At 65.1% G+C, this 17791-nt stretch carries 19 protein-coding genes; 8 read left to right on the top strand and 11 right to left on the bottom strand.

Annotated features, from left to right (window positions below; genetic code table 11):
• The first annotated feature begins 10 nt into the window (after window positions 1-10).
• On the top strand, window positions 11-1474 hold the full coding sequence (locus tag CH291_RS13900) for an aldehyde dehydrogenase (protein WP_094687825.1): 1464 nt from the start codon (window positions 11-13) through the stop codon (window positions 1472-1474).
• A gap of 52 nt (window positions 1475-1526) precedes the next feature.
• Here the strand turns inward: CH291_RS13900 and CH291_RS13905 are convergent, their stop codons facing one another.
• The 7 genes from CH291_RS13905 to CH291_RS13935 form a co-directional block, all read right to left on the bottom strand.
• Window positions 1527-2411, bottom strand: a complete 885-nt coding sequence (locus tag CH291_RS13905) for an SMP-30/gluconolactonase/LRE family protein (protein WP_094687826.1) — start codon at window positions 2409-2411, stop codon at window positions 1527-1529.
• 43 nt (window positions 2412-2454) lie between these two features.
• Window positions 2455-3828, bottom strand: a complete 1374-nt coding sequence (locus tag CH291_RS13910; protein WP_094687827.1) for an FAD-dependent oxidoreductase — start codon at window positions 3826-3828, stop codon at window positions 2455-2457.
• 59 nt (window positions 3829-3887) lie between these two features.
• A complete protein-coding gene (locus tag CH291_RS13915) occupies window positions 3888-4385 on the bottom strand; it encodes a class F sortase (protein ID WP_256980845.1) in 498 nt (165 codons plus the stop codon).
• A 97-nt stretch (window positions 4386-4482) separates the two neighbouring features.
• A complete protein-coding gene (locus CH291_RS13920) occupies window positions 4483-6315 on the bottom strand; it encodes a hypothetical protein (RefSeq protein ID WP_094687829.1) in 1833 nt (610 codons plus the stop codon).
• Window positions 6316-6590: 275 nt separating this feature from the next.
• On the bottom strand, window positions 6591-7817 hold the full coding sequence (locus tag CH291_RS13925; RefSeq protein WP_094687830.1) for an MFS transporter: 1227 nt from the start codon (window positions 7815-7817) through the stop codon (window positions 6591-6593).
• Window positions 7814-8275 (bottom strand): MarR family winged helix-turn-helix transcriptional regulator, encoded by a 462-nt coding sequence (locus tag CH291_RS13930; RefSeq protein ID WP_094687831.1) that lies wholly within the window; start codon window positions 8273-8275, stop codon window positions 7814-7816. The genes CH291_RS13925 and CH291_RS13930 overlap by 4 nt, the downstream gene beginning before the upstream one ends.
• 72 nt (window positions 8276-8347) lie before the next feature.
• Window positions 8348-8944, bottom strand: a complete 597-nt coding sequence (locus CH291_RS13935; RefSeq protein WP_143545925.1) for an Rv1733c family protein — start codon at window positions 8942-8944, stop codon at window positions 8348-8350.
• A gap of 132 nt (window positions 8945-9076) precedes the next feature.
• On the opposite strand from CH291_RS13935, the gene CH291_RS13940 reads away from it, so the two are divergent.
• Window positions 9077-9712: a lysoplasmalogenase gene (locus tag CH291_RS13940; protein ID WP_094687833.1), complete on the top strand. Its 636-nt coding sequence runs from the start codon at window positions 9077-9079 to the stop codon at window positions 9710-9712.
• Here CH291_RS13940 and CH291_RS13945 read toward each other — a convergent pair.
• On the bottom strand, window positions 9683-10135 hold the full coding sequence (locus CH291_RS13945) for a hypothetical protein (RefSeq protein WP_094687834.1): 453 nt from the start codon (window positions 10133-10135) through the stop codon (window positions 9683-9685). The genes CH291_RS13940 and CH291_RS13945 overlap by 30 nt on opposite strands.
• A gap of 89 nt (window positions 10136-10224) precedes the next feature.
• Between CH291_RS13945 and CH291_RS13950 the strand changes: the two genes are divergently transcribed.
• The 4 genes from CH291_RS13950 to CH291_RS13970 all read left to right on the top strand — a co-directional run bounded on the left by CH291_RS13950 (window position 10225) and on the right by CH291_RS13970 (window position 13658).
• On the top strand, window positions 10225-11013 hold the full coding sequence (locus tag CH291_RS13950) for an SDR family oxidoreductase (RefSeq protein ID WP_068053942.1): 789 nt from the start codon (window positions 10225-10227) through the stop codon (window positions 11011-11013).
• 138 nt (window positions 11014-11151) lie between these two features.
• A complete protein-coding gene (locus CH291_RS13960) occupies window positions 11152-11757 on the top strand; it encodes a DUF6636 domain-containing protein (RefSeq protein WP_179276535.1) in 606 nt (201 codons plus the stop codon).
• Window positions 11754-12434, top strand: a complete 681-nt coding sequence (locus CH291_RS13965) for a TrmH family RNA methyltransferase (RefSeq protein WP_094687837.1) — start codon at window positions 11754-11756, stop codon at window positions 12432-12434. Before CH291_RS13960 ends, CH291_RS13965 begins: the two co-directional genes overlap by 4 nt.
• An 87-nt stretch (window positions 12435-12521) precedes the next feature.
• Window positions 12522-13658 (top strand): glycoside hydrolase family 76 protein, encoded by a 1137-nt coding sequence (locus CH291_RS13970; RefSeq protein ID WP_094640954.1) that lies wholly within the window; start codon window positions 12522-12524, stop codon window positions 13656-13658.
• 4 nt (window positions 13659-13662) lie between these two features.
• On the opposite strand, the gene CH291_RS13975 is transcribed toward CH291_RS13970, so the two are convergent.
• Both CH291_RS13975 and CH291_RS13980 read right to left on the bottom strand, forming a co-directional pair.
• Window positions 13663-14358, bottom strand: a complete 696-nt coding sequence (locus tag CH291_RS13975) for a DedA family protein (protein WP_094687838.1) — start codon at window positions 14356-14358, stop codon at window positions 13663-13665.
• A 28-nt stretch (window positions 14359-14386) separates the two neighbouring features.
• Window positions 14387-15127, bottom strand: coding sequence for a VTT domain-containing protein (locus tag CH291_RS13980; RefSeq protein ID WP_373455138.1), 741 nt, complete (start codon window positions 15125-15127; stop codon window positions 14387-14389).
• 176 nt (window positions 15128-15303) lie between these two features.
• Between CH291_RS13980 and fbaA the strand changes: the two genes are divergently transcribed.
• The gene (fbaA, locus tag CH291_RS13985) at window positions 15304-16344 is read left to right on the top strand and encodes a class II fructose-bisphosphate aldolase (RefSeq protein WP_068053901.1); all 1041 of its coding nucleotides are present in this window, start codon (window positions 15304-15306) and stop codon (window positions 16342-16344) included.
• 88 nt (window positions 16345-16432) lie between these two features.
• On the opposite strand, the gene CH291_RS13990 is transcribed toward fbaA, so the two are convergent.
• Window positions 16433-17224 carry an Rv0361 family membrane protein gene (locus CH291_RS13990; RefSeq protein ID WP_256980846.1) on the bottom strand — a complete coding sequence of 264 codons (792 nt, stop codon included), beginning with the start codon at window positions 17222-17224 and terminating at the stop codon, window positions 16433-16435.
• Window positions 17225-17374: 150 nt separating this feature from the next.
• Here CH291_RS13990 and CH291_RS13995 point away from each other — a divergent pair, with 150 nt between their 5' ends.
• A complete protein-coding gene (locus CH291_RS13995) occupies window positions 17375-17791 on the top strand; it encodes a DUF3151 domain-containing protein (protein ID WP_068053907.1) in 417 nt (138 codons plus the stop codon).

A 17791-nucleotide genomic window follows, 5' to 3' on the forward strand; every position in this document is an offset into this window, starting at 1 on the left:
GACATACACGATGACCGTAACAGTTCCGACCTCGAGCACATTGAAGAGCTACGACAAACTGTTCATCGGGGGAAAATGGGTCGAGCCGTCCTCCGACAGGATGATTCAGGTGGTCTCGCCGATCACCGAAGAACTCCTCGCGACCGTTCCGGAGGCGATGCCTGCTGACATCGACAAAGCAGTTGCCGCGGCTCGCAAGGCATTCGACGAGGGCCCCTGGCCCCGCATGACACCCGCCGAGCGCGCGCCGTACCTGATCCGCATTCAGGAAGAAGTGGAAAAGCGCTTCGACGCGATGACCGAGGCCTTCACGGCCGAGATCGGAGCCCCGGCAGGCGCGAGCGTCGCGTTCCACAACAACGCGCTCAAGATGTGGGGGGACGCGTCGACTCTGCACGAGCGCTTCGAGTTCGAGGAGGAGCGCAGCTGGGCCGAGGGGCACGGCACTCTCGTGCGCGAGCCCATCGGCGTCGTCGCCACGATCATTCCGTGGAACGGCCCCGTCGCCACCGCGTCGCTGAAGATCGCACCGGCACTCGCTGCCGGGTGCACGGTAGTCCTCAAGCCGGCACCCGAGGGCCCAGTCAGCACGATGATTCTCGCCGAGGCGCTCGAAGCCGCCGGTCTGCCCGAGGGAGTCATCAGCTTGCTTCCCGGTGGACGGGAGACCGGCGAGCATCTGGTGCGGCACAAGGGCGTAGACAAGATCTCGTTCACGGGTTCGACCGTTGCCGGCCGCAAGATCATGAGCATCTGCGGCGAGCGCATCGCCCGCGTCACCCTCGAGCTCGGTGGCAAATCGGCAGGCATCATCGCTGACGACATCGCCCTCGACAAGGTCTTCCCGGCTCTCGCGTTCGCCGGTATCGGACACAGCGGGCAGGTGTGTGCAGCAATCACTCGCATCGTCGTACCGCGTCACCGTCAGGACGAGATCGTCGAGACCATCAAGGCGATCTTCGAGTCGGTCCCCGTCGGTGATCCCCGGGAAGAGGGGACGGTCATCGGACCATTGGCCGCTGAGCGTCAGCGCACCCGCGTTCTCGATTACATCGAGGTCGGAAAGGCCGAGGGCGCACGTCTGGTCACCGGTGGCGGCCGGCCCGCCGGTATCGAGAAAGGTTGGTACGTCGAGCCGACGTTGTTCGCAGATGTCACCAACGACATGCGCATCGCCCAGGAAGAGATCTTCGGCCCCGTCGTCGTTGTCATTCCGTTCGACTCCACCGATGAAGCCGTCGCGATCGCCAATGATTCCGATTACGGACTCTCGGGTGCCGTCTACGCGGAGGATGCGACGTTGGCAGAGAGCATGGCCCGACGGATTCGCACCGGTCAGATTTCGGTGAACAGTTGGGACATGTGTGTCACGCAACCGTTCGGCGGCTACAAACAGTCCGGACTCGGGCGCGAGGGCAACGTCGAGGGATTGAGTTCCTTCCTCGAAACCAAGCTGATTCAATTCACGAACTGATCGCCTACCAAAATGGGCCCCTCGGTGAGGGGCCCATTTTCGTTGGCGCGGACTATGCGGGAATATCCACGCGCACCGAGAGCAGGCTTGCATCTCGCGTGCTTTCCCGTTCACGCTCCGAAGACGACGGTGCTGCGCATGCAAACAGGGTCTTTCCATCCTGGCCGCCGAGTGCACACGCGAAAACGCCGGTCCCGAAGGTCTTTTCGCCGACAATATCGCCACCTTCGATGACGCGAATCACGCGTCGATTGAGTGCATCGGCTACCCAGATCCCCCCTTCCGAATCCAGGCCGATGCCGTCGGGGGCAACCTGGGCTGCGCTCATCGCGTCCTTGACCGTTGTGCGCGGAACTTCAGGGCCGAATGCCGCCCAGGTGCGGCGGTTGGACAGGGTGCCGGTGTCATCCACATCGAACGCCGTCATCCGGTTTCCCATCGACTCTGCGACCACCAGTGTGCGGTCCGGTGTGATCACAGAACCGTTGGGGAACAACAGGTCTCCCGCTGCGATGTCGGCGTGGCCGTTCGGTGCAACGTGGATCAGCACCGCGGACTCGACGTATGAGCGGCTGCGGAACTCGAAGCCGAACGTGCTGATGTACGCGTGGCCGCGATCGTCGACGACCATGTCGTTGAGCTTGCCGGTAGCGAGAGCCGATACATCCGAGTGGGTTACCAGGGAGCCGTCGAATTCGCGGCGTAGTACGAGCCCGTCGGTCATCGATACGATGAGAAGACGGCCGTCCGGCAACCAACCGAGCCCCGACGGCCGGCCTTCCACAGTTGCTTCGACGTTGATGTCCCCGTTGTCGCCGATCGAAAGAACCTCGTGCGCATAGAGATCCGATACCCAGATGCGTCCGTCGTGCCATCGGGGGCACTCGAGGAATGCCCGATCGGTGACTACGGTCGTGATGTCGGTAGTGCTGGTCATGCGGTGTCCTTTTGTGTCGATCCGAACAGTGCGAGGGAATCCCTCAGGGCTGTGAGGCTTTGAGCATGTCCTCACGCTCGACGACTTTGACGCGTTCGCGGCCTTCGGGTTCGCCGAGTGAGCGTTCGTGGGCGTCGAGGCGGTACCAGCCGTCCCAGGTGGTGAAGGGGACCTGCTTGCCGTCGAGGAACGAGGTGACGGCGTCGAGATCGGGCTCGGTGGCACCGGCGAAGTTCGGCGCATCCTCGAGCAGGTTGGCGACGGTTTCGTTGGCGTCGCCTTTGGTGTGGCCGATGAGGCCGACGGGTCCGCGTTTGATCCAGCCGGTGACGTAGGTGGCGGGGACGGGTGTGGTGGACGAGGGGGACTCGACGACGCGTCCGGCCTCGTTGGGGATGGTGTCTGCCTGCTCGTCGAAGGGGAGTTGGCTGATGTTCTGGCTGAGGTAGCCGACGGCGCGGTAGACGGCTTGGACGTCCCAGTCGTTGTACTTGCCGGTGCCCGTGACGTTGCCGGTGCCGTCGAGTTCGGTGCGCTCGGTGCGTAGGCCGACGACCTTGCCGTTGTCTCCGAGAACCTCGTGGGGGGATTCGAAGAAGTGCAGGAACAGCTTGTGCGGGCGCTTGCCGACGTCGCGGATCGCCCAGTCCTGCAGGGTGTTGGCGACCATGTCGATCTGCTTGGAGCTGCGGCGGGCCTGCTCGGAGCCCTCGTCGTAATCGATGTCCTCGGGGGCGACGATGACCTCGATGTTGGGGGAGTGGTCGAGCTCGCGGAGTTCGAGTGGGGTGAACTTGGCCTGAGCCGGTCCACGACGGCCGAAGACGTGTACTTCGATGGCCTTGTTGGCCTTGAGGCCTTCGTAGACGTTGGCGGGGATCTCGGTGGGGAGCAGTTCGTCGCCGGTCTTGGCGAGGACGCGTGCGACGTCGAGGGCCACGTTGCCGACGCCGAGGACGGCGACTTTCTCGGCGTCGAGGGGCCAGGTGCGGGGCACGTCCGGGTGGCCGTCGTACCAGGAGACGAAGTCGGCGGCGCCGTAGCTGCCGTCGAGGTCGATGCCGGGGATGTTGAGTGCGCGGTCGGCGTTGGCTCCGGTGGAGAAGATGACGGCGTCGTAGAAGCGGCGCAGGTCGTCGAGGGTGATGTCGGTGCCGTAGTCGATGTTGCCGAGCAGGCGTACCTGGGGCTTGTCGAGCACCTTGTGCAGGGCGGTGATGATGCCCTTGATGCGTGGGTGGTCGGGGGCCACGCCGTAGCGGATGAGCCCGAACGGCGCGGGCATGCGCTCGAAGAGGTCGATGCTGACGCCCGGTCCGCTGACATTGTGGTCGGACTTCATGAGCGCGTCGGCGGCGTAGATGCCTGCCGGTCCGGCACCGACGATGGCGACGCGGAGTGATCGCGAAGGGTTCATTCCGCAATCGTAGTTATGATGCGCATGAATGCAAGGCCTGTTGAGACAATCGTCGAGATTTACTGAACCAGTTGCGCGACGACGACGAAGTTGTCGTCGGTGGGTTCGCCGCCTTGGACGTCGCAGTTCGCCAGGATCAATCGTCCGGGCACCGAGCGTCGGAGTTCGTTGTCGGCCAACAGCGACCCCTTCGGTAAGGGGCCGACCGATTCGACCGCGTACTCCAGAGTGCCGCTCGCTGTGCGCAACGCGACGGTATCGCCGGGCATCACCACGCGCAGCGCCTTGAACGGCGCGTCGCGCTTCGAATAATTGTGTCCGGCAACCACTACCGTTTGTTCGGTGGAGGTTCCCGGCATGCCGCTCTCGGCCCACCAGGCAGGTAGCTCGTCGACGGGGTTGAGTACCTGGCCACTGTCGCCGCCGCGGTAGAGCGGATCGGGATGGATGGGGCTGCTCAGATAGGTCGTGCCGTCCGAGGACCGGAGTTCGATGTGTTCCGGCTGAGCGGGAGCGACGTCGCTCGCCGGTGCCGCCACGGAGATCTGTGACTGCACCGGCGAGCGATCCGGCGCGGCGACCCCGACTTCGTCACTCGCACAACCTGATACGAGGAGAACGAAGGTCAGGGTCGCCGTCCACAACCAGCGGGTACTACGAGGTGGCATCGGTGGAGCTGCGGCGACGCAGGTAGAACGCTCCGCCTGCCGCCGCGACGACGACCACGCCGACTCCGGCGAGAATCACCGGGGTGTTCGACGAGCTGTCCGATGCGCCCGACGCCTCGTCGGAGGAGTCGCCGAGAGCGAGATCGACCGGCGGCAGATCGCCGGCAACACTGACGACACCGTTCTCGTCGGTGGTGAAGTAGTCCGCGACCGTGAACGATCCGTCCTCGTTCTTGACGCCGACCAGGGAGACACCGGTCTTGTCGACGACGACGGTGTTCTCGTCGACCTCGGTGACCGGAACGTCCTCGCGGACGGTGTTTCCGAGATTGATCGTCCACTCGAACTTCGGTCCGCTGGCAGCCAATTCGGCGGCTGCGGCCTTCAGATCGGCTTCGGCCTTGGCCTTCTCGTCGGAGTTGGCCTTTGCGGCCGTCGCTTCGTCCTGTGCGGTCTTCAGCGCGGTCGCGGCCTCGGTGGCCTTGGTCTTGGCTGCTGCGGCTGCCTCGGTCTTGGTCGCCAGATCTGCGTCGGCGGCCACAACGGCTGCGTTGGCATCCGTCACTGCCTGTGCGGCGTCGGCGGCCGCGGCCTCCAACTCAGCGATATCGGCGTCCGACGGCGCGGCGTCGAGCGCAGCCTGAGCTGCGGTGGCCGCGTCGGCTTTGGCGTCGGCGTCGGCCTTGGCAGCATCTGCTGCTGTCCGGGCGTCGGCTGCGGCCTTCTCGGATTCGGTTTCCTCACCTGCTGCGGCCTCGGCTGCAGCTTCGAGGTTCAGAGCGTTCTGCTCGGCCATCGCGGCCACGGCAGCGGCCGTCTGCGCTTCGACGTGCAGTGCCAGCGACTTCGCTGCGGTCGCGGCTGCGGCCCTGGTGGCCGCCGCGATCTTGGCGAGGTTGAGGCTCTTGAACGACTCCTGCAGTGCCGCGACGGAATCCTCGACTGCCTTGGTCGACGCATCTGCCTCGACCTTGGCGCTTGCTGCCAGTTCGGCCTTGGCGTTCGCATCGGCGCGAGCTGCCTCGGCTTCTGCGGTGGCCTCGGGATCGCCCGATACCGCTGCGGCCTCGAGCTGGACGGCAAGCTCCTCGGCTGCTGTCGCGTCGGCTTCGGCCTGGTCCGCTGCAGCGTTGGCCTCGTCGGCGGTGGTCTTCAGCTCGGCAGCGTCGTTCTTGGCTGCGGTGACCGCAGCACTGGCGGCCGTGCTGGCGACCACAGCGGCCTTGGCCTCTGCGGCGGCCGTCTTGGCCTTGACGTCGGCCTCGGCTGCGGCAACCTCTGCCTTGGTGGCGTCGGTGCTCGCGGTGGCCTCGGCGGCCTTGGCGGTCTCGAGCCGCACCTGGGCGGCAGTGGTGGCTTCCACCGCTGCCTTGCTCTCGGCCTCGGCGTCGGCGATCGCCTGCTTCTCGGCGTCGGACAGCTGCGGGATGATGTCCAGGTTGACCGTCGCGGTGCCGTCGTCGTTGAAGACGACGCCACCGGTCACCTGCGGCAGTGGGCGGATGGCCGACGGGACCTCGGGGGCCGGCACTGCAGCTGCGGCGGCAGCTGCGGCGTCTTCAGGGGTGACGGCCGGAGCAGGCGCTTCGATCTGCCCGTCGACGGTGGCCGATCCCTCGACGGTTGCGCCCTCTTCCGCGGTGGGAGCGCCGGACTCGGTGCCTTCTTCGGTGGCGGGCTGTTCGACGGAGGAGCTTTCGGGTGTCTGCTCCTGCGCACTGGCGATTCCCGGTGCGGCGATGGAGAGGGACAGTGCCATGGCGGCCCCGGCAGCGGCGAGGCGCGCCTTCTTGGACCTGGCGATCGACTTCTGCGACATGGAGATTGTGGCCCTTCGGTCAGTGGCAGCATCGTGCTGCACGCACCCGCCCTCCCACGCGGAACGGGTGTAGTTGGTGAGTCACACGAACAACCGTGTTGACGTGACCGTAAACCAACCGGCCGGTCTCGGGAACCGTTCAGAGCTTTACCTGAGAATTGGTTATGAAAGTGTTACTGATGGGACGTATGTGACGAGAGAGATTCGAGACGTGAAACGGCGGTCGAGATGCGTACATCTCGACCGCCGCGAAAACCCAGTCGGGTGAACGTATTTCAGTCGCCGACCGTCACCGCGCGGGCCTCGTCGATGCTGTGAGGTGCGGGTTCGTGATCGTCGACGTGAGCGAGCACTTTCCGGCCGGTTGCCAACACGACGATGGCGAGAGCAGTACAGGCGGCACCCACCCAGAACGGAACGTGCATGTTCGACTCGCCCAGTTTGCCGGCCAGGTAGGGAGCCGCGGCCCCGCCGGTGAAGCGAACGAAACTGTAGGCCGCCGATGCCGTCGAGCGCTCGACCGGTGCCGAGATCATCACGGTCTCGGTGATCAGCGTGTTGTTGACGCCGAGGAACAACCCGGCCACGACGGTTCCGACGATGAGGACGGTCTTGTTCTCGGTGAACATCGCCATGACGGCCAGGTCGACGGCGAACAGCAGTAGCGCGAGCATCATCATGTTCAGCGTTCCGAAGGCCCGCTGCAGTTTCGGCGCGACGAACACCGACGCCACGGCCAGGCACAGGCCCCAGCCGAAGAAGATGAAGCCGATGGAGTAGGTGCCCATGTCCAACGGGAAGGGGGTGTAGGCGAGGAGGGTGAAGAATCCGTAGTTGTAGAGCAGCGCAGTGATGCCGACAGTGAGCAGGCCGCGGTGACGAAGCGCGCGGAACGGATCGAGAATCGACGTGGTGCGGGCGGGCTTCGGGGTGTCCGGGAGCATGACGATGAGCAGGATGAACGCGACGGCCATCAGTGCGGCGACGCCGAAGAACGGTCCGCGCCAGCTGAACCCGCCGAGAACTCCACCGACGAGAGGGCCGGTCGCGATACCGATACCGAGTGCTGCCTCGTAGAGGATGATCGCGCGTGCGACACCTCCCGATGCGGCACCGACGATGGTCGACAGCGCCGTCGCGATGAACAGGGCGTTGCCCAGCCCCCAGCCTGCGCGGAATCCGATGATCTCGCCGACCGATCCGGACGTGCCTGCCAAGGCTGCGAAGACGACGATGATCGCCAGTCCCACCAGCAGCGTGCGCTTGGGGCCGAAGCGACTCGACACCACTCCGGTGATCAGCATCGCGATGCCGGTGACGAGCATGTAGCTGGTGAACAGCAGTGACACCTGCGAAGGCGAGGCGTCGAGCTGTTCACCGATGGGCTTGAGGATGGGGTCCACGAGACCGATGCCCATGAAGGCGATGACGCTGGCGAACGCAACTGCCCATACTGCGCGAGGTTGCTTCAGCAGGCTGTCGGTCGAGGTGCTGGTGGTCACGAAAGAGTTCCTCTCGTTTCGTGATCGACGGGCTCGAGGATGCTGCGAAGCTCGCTCAAGCCGTCGGTCAGTTTCTGGATCTGTTCTGGGTCGCGGTCGGACAGGTACGGGAGAAGTCCGTCGACGAGGTGGCGTCGACCTTCGGCGAGCCATCGGTGGCCGGCCTCGGTCATCTCGATGAGGACGGCACGCGAATCGTCGGGGTCGGGTCGCCTGGTGACGAGATCGGCGCTGCTCAACTTGGCCAGTAGTGCCGTTGCCGAGGGTTGGGAGCAGCGGTCCAGCTCTGCGAAGGTGCTGATGCGCAGGGGCTGGTACTCCTCGAGCAACGACAGGGCTCGCATCCACGCCCTCGGCCATTCGTCGCTGCCGAACCGTGCGGCCAATCGGACGAAGCGCGACGAGCTGGTGACCAGCTGCGAGAGGAGATCTCGGATGTCTTCGTCGGAGTGACTCACCGATTTATTGTTACATACACTAACTATCTATCGCAAAATGCGCTCGAGGCCAGGGCGATGGACGAGCTCGAATCAGTGTTGCCGCAGCAGATCGGCGATCTCGCGGTCCCACTCGGCGTCCCGTCGACCGTCGTAGCGGAAGCGCATCAATTGATAGGCACCGATGAGAACGGATGCCACGAGCACCCAGCTGCCGATGGTGTTGAAAATGGATGCGGCGACGACATCCGACGAGGTCAGGGGGCGCATGCTCAGGTCGCCGCTGTTGTCGACCCAGATCTGCGTGGTGGTCCCGGCAGGCGATCCGGTGTCGACGCTGACGCGTCCGGTGTGCTCGACGCCTCGGTAGACCCAGCGTGAGTCGACGGCTGTCGCGGCTGCGCCGGATGCGCCGAGCTCGGTGGATACGGCGGGCACGGATTGTGCGACTGCCGTCGTGGTCGCGGTGACCTGGTGAATCGAATTCTTCTGGTCTTCGAGTCGCTGTTGTTGATCGGAGTGGGCAGTGGCACCGATCCACAGCGACACCGGAACCATGAGTATCAGCAGTGCGGTCACCCAGTGCTTGATGCGCGCCTGGCGAACGTCGCAGTCGCGGAGCAACGGGTTGGGATTGCCGGCGAAGGCGGATCGTCCCGAACTGTCCTGCCCGGTGAGTTTGCGGCGCATGATGGTCCCCACTACCTCGATATGATCCGACCGACCTCTCCACGATGGCGACGCGACCTGCGAGTATCAAGCGATAGGGGTCAGCGTCACATGTGACTTGCGCTGTGACGAGATTGTCGGTGGAGGTCTGCGATGGTTGTCGGTCGGGTTCGGCGGGCTCGTGCAGCCGCGCTGATAGCGGGTGCGGTGACCGTGGTCGGTGCGGCGGCGGGGTCGATGCCCGTGCAGCGCATGGCCAAGCCTCTGATCGTCCCGGCGCTGGCGAGCGGGCTCGATCCAGCGCGAGATCGGGTGCTCCTGGCGGGTCTTGCGGCGGCCACGGTCGGCGATGTTCTGTTGATCGACCCCGACGACGATTCCGCTCTGGAATGGGGCGCGCGTGCGTTCGCGGTGATGCAGGGCAGTTATACGTATCTGCTGCTCCGTCGGGATGCGCGTCCGACGCTGCTCGACGCCGTTCCGCGATACGCCGGATGGGCAGTCGCGTCGACGCTCCTGGCCCGGCGGCAGCCCGCGGTGGCGTCGACCCTGACCGGCTACGGTGCGGTGCTCGCGACCACGTCGACCCTGTCTGCGCGTTCGGTCTCGCGCGGCGGCGATCGCAGGCTGATCATCGGCGGTGTTCTGTTCACCGTCTCCGACGCGCTGATCGTGTTCAGACGGCTCTTCCTGACCGAGGACCGTCGGCGGCGCGCCGCGGAAGCGGTCATCCTCTCGACCTATGTGGCGGCGCAGGTCCTACTCGTCGAGGCCCTGGCCTCGGGGTAGAAGCAGTACCCGCTCGCGGTGGGCAGGGTCGACGCGAACGGCGATGACGGTGCCCGGCTCGAATCGTGAGCTGTCCGAACGTGGGATGTCGTAGACGATCTTGCCGAAGTAGCTGCCCGACCCCGGCACGGTGAATTCGAGGTCCAACTCGGCGGTGTCGTCGTCGATCCGGCGGATGGCATCGACCGTCGCCCACCCTTCCACGCCGTGTTCGATCAGTTCCTTCTGCTCACGTGTCGGGCGTCCGGCGATCAGCATCGCCAGTCCCAGAGCTGCGCCGAATCCGGCGACCAGGGCTGCCAATTGATACGGAAGCGTTCCCGGTGGGGTGCGGTCCCTCAACCAACCGATCCAGATCGCCAGCACAAGGGCGTAGCCGATCGTCACGACGACGACGGATCGCACGATTCTCGCGTTGTTCACTTCGGTGCTCCTACGCCGCCGAAAGCGGCCGTTGGATATTCGACGATAGGGGGTTACCGGTAAGTAGGGTTACATGTACGGTGATCGATGTGACTCGACCAACTGTCTTCATCTCAGGCGCAGCTGCCGGTATCGGCCGCGCGACGGCCCTCAAGTTCGCCGCCAGTGGCTACCTCGTCGGTGCCTACGACATCGACGAGACCGGCTTGGCATCGCTCGGCAAGGAAGCTGCCTCGCTCAGCGGCCGTGTGGTCACCGGCATCTTGGATGTAACCAACTCCGACCAGTGGGAAACCCGGTTGAAGGAGTTCGTCTCCGAGGGCGACGGTCGACTCGACATTCTGATCAACAACGCCGGTATCCTCGCCGCGGGCGCTTTCGAGGACATGCCGCTGTCGGTGCACCGCCGTCAGATCGACATCAACGTCAACGGGGTCGTCTACGGCACCCTCGCGGCTTTCCCATACCTCAAGGACACGGCAGGCGCGCAGGTCGTCAACCTGTGTTCGGCGTCGGCCATCTACGGTCAGCCCGAGCTGGTGACGTACGGCGCAACCAAGTTCGCGGTACGCGGCATCACCGAGGCGTTGGATCTCGAGTGGAGCAAGTACGACATCTCGGTCAAGGCCATGTGGCCGCTGTTCGTCCAGACTGCGATGACCCAGGGCGTGTCGACGGGCACCACGAGTTCGCTGGGTGTCCGGCTCACCGTCAAAGACGTGTCCGACGCGATCTTCGACGCGACCCGGCCGGTGAAGCGTCGGCTCCACAAGGTGCATTTCCCGGTCGGCTTGCCGTCCAAGGCGCTCTCGCTCGGCTCGCGCTTCTCGCCCGCGTGGCTCACTCGCGAGGTCAACCGGCGCCTGAGCCACACCTAGAACTCGTCGCCGAACGATGCCGGCCCTGACGCCGGTATCGTCGGTCTTTCGAGCAATCGGTGTCGAAAGGTGGGTCGGGGTTTCTTCATGCTGAGTACGTGGGGTTCGAGCAGGGTGCGTTCGAGCAGGGCAAGGCGAATGGGTCGGTTTCGAGCCTGGTCGGTGGGAATCGGGGCCGCGGCGCTCGTTCTCGCCGGTTGCAGCAGTGAGTCCGCTGCCCAGCCGCCGCCGCAGCCGTCGACCACCACTCTCGCGCCGACGACGACCACGGCAACCACCACTCCTGAGCCGGTGACGACGACGGAAGAAGCGCTCCCGCCGCCCCCGCCTCCGGTCGAGCCGCCGCCCACCGCGGAACCGCAGACGACGTACGCCGCCATCGGCGGTGCCTTCTACTTCAGTTCCCCCGACGGTCTGTTCCAGTGTGGAATCGTGCCGTTGTCGAACCGCACCGAGGCCGGGTGTCAGGGCGCCACCACTCCGGTGCCGCCGCGGCCAGAGGATTGCATGATCAACTGGGGCAACGGTATTCGAGTCACCAATCAAGGGCCGGCGGCCTTCATGTGCTCCGGCGGCGTGGTCTACACCTCGGGTGGGGAAACGATCGATCCACCGCTCGCGGTCGGGGCGACCATCGCCGAGAACGGATTCACCTGCACGTCCGCCGATAACGGCATCTCGTGCGTCGACGACGCGACCGGACACGGATTCCGCATCGCACCGGACAGCAACGAAATCTATTGACCAGCGACAGCACTTCTCCGTCGGACGATGCCGGTCCCACCGAATGGGGCGAGAACCCCAACGGTGTCGGACCGTGGTCCGACACCCACGCCGAACCACCACCCGACGACCCACGGTTGGACCCGGAACTGCTCGCAGGCGGTGACCGCCGCAACGTCGTCGACGCCTACCGCTACTGGCGGCGCGAGGCAATCGTCGCCGATATCGACACCCGACGGCATTCGCTGCACGTCGCCATCGAGAATTTCACCAACGACGCCAACATCGGGACGGTGGTGCGCACCGCGAACGCCTTCGCCGCCCAGGCGGTGCACATCGTCGGGCGACGTCGGTGGAACCGCCGCGGTGCCATGGTCACCGACCGCTACCAGCACATCCACCACCACGACACAGTGGAAGCGCTGATGGCGTTCGCCGCGGAGCAGGGCCTCGTCGTCGTGGCCGTCGACAACACCCCGGGGTCGGTACCGATCGAGACGGCGGAGTTGCCGCGCGACTGCCTGCTGCTCTTCGGACAAGAGGGACCGGGCGTCACCGACAGTGCCCGCGAATCGGCGTCGATGACCGTATCGATCGCCCAGTTCGGTTCCACCCGCAGTATCAATGCCGGGGTTGCCGCGGGAATTGCCATGCACTCGTGGATTCGGCGGCATGCCGACATCGATACTGCGTGGTGACACCGCAGCGGGTTCCGGAACGGTTTCGGGGGCGGTTTCCGGGGCGGGATGTAACGAATCTGCAACGGTAGTGGCAGGATTGCAGGTATGCAGGAGTTGTGGTCGCAGCGTGCGGACGCCGCGGAGGGGGCCGTCGTCGCGCGGCACATGCGTCGGCTCTGGGGGCTACCGGGCACGACCTTGGGAGTCGTCGCCTGGCCACCGGTCCGGAAGGAACGGATGTTCCTGCGCTGGCACTACTGGTGGCAGGCCCACCTGCTCGACTGCGCCGTCGACGCCGCAGATCGCGATCTCACCCCCAAGCGCCGTCGGCGACTGAACAAGATCACCCGAGCGCACCGAACACGCAACGTCAGCGGGTGGACCAACAACTACTACGACGACATGGCGTGGCTCGGGTTGGCGCTCGAACGGGCGCAGCGGAAGCACTTCGTCGGCAATCGCGGTGGCATCCAGCAGATCGAGATGGAATTGTTCGACGCCTGGGCACCGGCCGAGGGCGGCGGCATTCCGTGGCGCAAGAAGTCCGACTTCTACAACGCACCCGCCAACGGTCCGGCCGCGATCTTGTTGGCGCGCACCGGTCGGCTGTGGCGTGCCCAGGAGATGGCCGACTGGATGGACCACACCCTCAGGGACGAGCGCACGGGGCTGATTCTCGACGGAATGCATTCCACTCGCGCACTCGTCGACGCCGGCAAACCCGGTGAGATGGAACGCGCCGTGTACAGCTACTGCCAGGGCGTCACGTTGGGTCTAGAGACCGAACTCGCAGTTCGGCTCGGCGAACCCAGGCACGCGCAGCGAGTCCACGCTCTGGTCGACGCAGTCGACAACCACCTGACCCGCAACCTCGTCATCACCGGCGGCGGTGGGGGAGACGGCGGCCTGTTCAATCCGATCCTCGCGCGCTACCTGGCGATGGTCGCGGTGAAGCTGCCCGGGGACTCCGACGCCGACGACCGAGCTCGCGAACTCGCAGCTGCGATCGTGCTGAACTCGGCCGAAGCAGCCTGGGAGAACCGCCTCGAAGTGGAAGACAACCCGCTGTTCGGAGCCGACTGGACCCGCGAAGCCCGATTCCCTGGACAGGGTCTGCACATCGCCAGCTTCACCGAAGGAACAGTCCGACCGTCCGACGTACCCGAGCGAGACCTGTCGGTCCAACTGGGCGGATGGATGCTCATGGAAGCCGCGTACCGCGTCGCAGCTGCAGGTTTCTGAGTCGCTACTCCACGACCTCTTCGACCTCGATGGTCTCTTCGGGGCGTGCCATTTCCTTGCGGTACTGCCAGATGCCGAGTCCGGTTCCGACGACCAGCAGCACGACCATGCCGATGAGGACGGCGGGCATCAGCCACGGGATGCCGTCGATGAACGAGCCGAAGTAGAACCCGATCAGCAACAGCACCGGAGCCCAGATGATGGCGCCGAGAGTGCTGGCGATCGTGTACTTGCGGTGGTCCATCTTCGCGGCACCTGCGACGAGCGGGCACAGGGTGCGCACCCAGGGGATCCATCGCGCGACCAGCACCGCCCAGAATCCGTGCTTCTCGAGCAGGAGATTGACCTTGTGCAGGTTCTTGGTGTTGAGGTATTTGCCGTTCTTGCGGGCCACCAGCGTCGAGCCTGTGCGGTGACCGATCGAGTACCCCACCTGATTGCCGGCGATGGCGGCGACCATCGCACCGAGCGACAGCGCCCAGATGTGACCGGTGCCCGACGCGTGGGTTGCCATCACGATTCCTGCCGTGATCAGCATCGAATCTCCCGGCAGGAACAACCCGATGATCACCGCGCATTCGATGAACACGAAAGTCATCACGATGATCCACACGACGAGGGGGCCCGCGGTCTCCAGCGGACCGAAACTACCGACGGCTTGAACGGACACCGTGGGAAGCGCAGTGGCAATCGAAGACATGGTCTAGATCACTTTCGGAATGTCAGGATCAGGACTTGGCGTCCGGGGCGTCTGCCTCGATGACGTCCGTTGCCTCGCCGAGTGGAGTCGTGCGGGCCTTGAGCATGCGCTTGCCCACCTCCCACGCGATCGGCAGAACCGATACCGCCACGATCAGCAGAAAGATGATGTCGACGTGGTCGCGGATGAACGCGATCTGCCCGAGCAGGTAACCGAGGGTGGTCACACCCGCGCCCCAGAGCACGCCGCCGACGACGTTGTAGGTGAGAAACAGCGAGTACTTCATGTGCGACGCACCCGCGACGACCGGTGCGAACGTACGCACGATCGGCACGAAGCGCGCCAGCATGATGGTGATCGGACCGTGCTTCTCGAAGAAAATATGCGATTCGTCGATGTACTTCTTCTTGAAGAAGCGCGAATCGTTGCTCTTGAAGAGGGCTGCGCCGCCCTTCGTGCCGATCAGATAGCCGACCTGATCACCGAGGATTGCCGCGATCGGAATCAGGATCACGAGAGTCCAGATGGACGCGAACGGCTCGATCTCGGTGGACTTCGACGCTGCGATCAACCCGGCCGTGAAGAGGAGAGAATCGCCTGGGAGCAGCGGAAAGAGCAGCCCGGACTCGATGAACACGACCAGCAGCAGCCCGATCAGCACCCAGTGACCGAAGGAGTTGAGCAGGTTCACGGGGTCGAGAAATCCAGGTAACAACGCCAGATTGGTCGTCACCGATTCCGATGCAGCTAGAAGACTCACCGCGCCCACACTACCGGCCTGAACCGGGAAGTCCTTCTGTAGTTGGTGTCGCCCGGCTGTGAACACGCTGCCCGGTTCGATCTCCCGCGCAATGACCTCAGCGATGCGGGTACGCACGACACCGGGCCCGGAGGTTGCCATACTGCACAGGACACAACCGAACTTTTCAATGGAGGAATGACGCCGTGCCTATCGCAACTCCCGAGGTCTACGCCGAGATGCTGGGCCGGGCGAAGGAACACAAGTTCGCCTTTCCGGCAATCAACTGTGTGGGTTCCGAGTCCATCAACGCCGCCATCAAGGGCTTCGCCGACGCGGGTAGCGACGGCATCATCCAGTTCTCGACCGGTGGAGCCGAGTTCGGCTCGGGACTGGGCATCAAGGACATGGTCGTCGGCGCTGTGGCGCTCGCCGAGTTCGCGCACGTGATCGCCGCCAAGTACGACGTCACCATCGCTCTGCACACCGACCACTGCCCCAAGGACAAGCTGGACACCTACGTTCGGCCGCTCATCGCGATCTCGCAGGAGCGCGTCGACGCAGGCAAGAACCCGCTGTTCCAGTCGCACATGTGGGACGGCTCGGCCATCCCGATCGACGAGAACCTCGAGATCGCCAAGGACCTGCTCGCCCGCGCGGCGGCAGCGAACATCATTCTCGAGGTCGAGATCGGTGTCGTCGGCGGCGAGGAAGACGGCGTCGAGGCGGAGATCAACGACAAGCTCTACACCTCCAACGAGGACTTCCTCAAGACCGTCGAGGCCCTCGGCGCGGGCGACGCGGGCTCGCGCTACCTGCTGGCGGCGACGTTCGGCAACGTGCACGGCGTCTACAAGCCGGGCAACGTCAAGCTCAAGCCGTCGGTGCTGGCGGACGGCCAGAAGGTCGCGTCGGAGAAGCTGGGCCTGGCATCGGGTTCCAAGCCGTTCGACTTCGTCTTCCACGGCGGATCGGGATCGGCGAAGAGCGAGATCGAAGAGGCTCTCGAGTACGGCGTGGTGAAGATGAACGTCGACACCGACACCCAGTACGCGTTCAGCCGTCCCATCGCCGGACACTTCTTCTCCAACTACGACGGCGTTCTGAAGGTCGACGGCGAGGTCGGCAACAAGAAGGCCTACGACCCGCGCAGCTACCTCAAGAAGGCGGAGGCCGGCATGACCGCCCGCGTCGTCGAGGCCTGCAACGACCTGAAGTCCGCCGGTCGCAGCGTGAGTGCCGGCTAGCCGGCAGTGGCGTGGATAAGTGCCCTCTGGGGCACATAGGAGCGGAGCCTGCGGAGCGACCCGCAGGCTCCCTCACGCCACTGCAGCGTCAGCTGCACACCTTCCACTGATCGCCTTCGAGGCGCAGGTCGAAGGTGCGCGGCGATCGATCGTTCGGGTTGGCCTCGGTGTGCGCGATGACCTGGGCGATCGCGGTGGTGTCGTCGCCGACCTGGATGGCGTCGATGCTGTCGAGGGTCGGGATGTTGCCCTGCTCGGCCGAGACGCGGTGGACATCGGCGAACTCCGCGTCCGGGATGTCTCGGTAGAACGTCGCGAGGTCACCGCACGAGGTACTGCGCAGCGTGGCGAGGTCGCCGTCGGCCAATGCGCGGGTGAACGACTCGACGGTCGTTCTGATCCGTGCCTCCGGGGAGTCGTCGACGCCCGTGCGGTCGATCAGCAGATACGCACCGGCTGCGACTGCCGCGACCACGACAACCACAGCCACCAGCGCCGCCCACCACTTCTTCCGGCTCGGTTTGCCGGGTTCGGCCGGCGGAGGTCCGACGCGCTGAGGACCGACCTGCTTCGGTCGCGGTTGCTGCGGCTCGATCTTCCTGGGTCCGACCGGCTGCGGCACTGCGGCTGGTGATTTCTTCTCTGCTGCAACATCTTTCGCCGGCGCGCCGGACGGGCTTCGCGGCGGGATACGACGCGGGGCTGCAGTCGGCTTCGCGACCGGCTTCGCCTCCGCTGCTGCCGGTTCCTCGGCTGGGGTAGTGACGATCTTCTCGGTCGGAGTCTCGGCGGGCTCGTCGACCTGCTTCTTCTTGCCCAGGTCGATCTTCTCGGTGGCTGCGTCGGCCTCGGAGGGCGCCTTCTTCTTCTCGTCCGGCATGTGTTCTCCCTCGTTCACCGAATTCATCCGAGAACTCGGAGGTTCTCGATTTCGTCAGCTGGCAGCCTATCGACCGGGTGTGCCGCTCGCCGCGAGCGCCACCGGGGGTGTTCGGACACGATTCGGTGACGTAAGGGCACAATGAGCGCCATGACTTCTTTCGGTGATCTGCTCGGACCCCAACCCACACTGTTGCCCGGAGACGACGAGGCCGAATCCGCGCTGCTGAACCACGAAGCGCCCGAGGCTGTCGCGGCGGCGCACCCGACGGCGTCCATCGCGTGGGCCTACCTGGCCGAGGCCGCCCTCGAGTCCGGTGCCACCATCACTGCGTACGCCTATGCTCGTACCGGTTACCACCGAGGTCTGGACCAGTTGCGTCGTAACGGATGGAAGGGATTCGGGCCGGTCCCGTACAGCCATGAGCCCAACCGAGGATTCCTCCGATGCGTCGCAGTCCTCGCCAAAGCGGCCCGCGACATCAACGAGCACGACGAGTACGCCCGCTGCCTCGACCTCCTCGAAGACTGTGACCCCAAGGCAGCAGAAGCGCTCGGCCTGGGCTGA

It is taken from the genome of Rhodococcus sp. 14-1411-2a (assembly GCF_002259485.1).
Taxonomy (GTDB): Bacteria; Actinomycetota; Actinomycetes; order Mycobacteriales; family Mycobacteriaceae; genus Rhodococcoides.